The 286-nt window shown below is 68.5% G+C and carries 1 pseudogene; it reads left to right on the top strand.

Annotated features, from left to right (window positions below):
- Positions 1 to 283: pseudogene (locus J0695_RS42170) on the top strand (transglycosylase domain-containing protein); the annotation flags it as partial.
- Positions 284 to 286 lie beyond the last annotated feature (3 nt).

The following is a 286-nucleotide window of genomic DNA, read 5'->3' as shown; positions in this document are numbered from 1 at the left end:
GATGTACGTCGCCTCGCGCAGCGGGATCTCCGACGCCCAGTTCGACCTCGGCGGCTACCAGATCTACACGACCTTCGAGAAGCCGAAGGTCACCGCACTGGCCACCGCCGTGAAGAACCAACTGGGCCGCCTCCGCCCGAAAACCCGCTCCGACGACCGCGATGTGCGGGTCGGCGCGGCCACCGTCGCCACGGACGGTCGCATCCTGGCCCTCTACGGCGGCCCCGACTACATCAAGCAGGGCTTCAACGACGCGGGCATCTCGATCGTGCCGGCCGCGTAGACG

This window comes from Streptomyces beijiangensis (assembly GCF_017315755.1).
GTDB lineage: Bacteria > Actinomycetota > Actinomycetes > Streptomycetales > Streptomycetaceae > Streptomyces > Streptomyces beijiangensis.
Note: the sequence above shows the minus strand (reverse complement) of the source record. Positions and strands in the feature narration are given on the sequence as shown.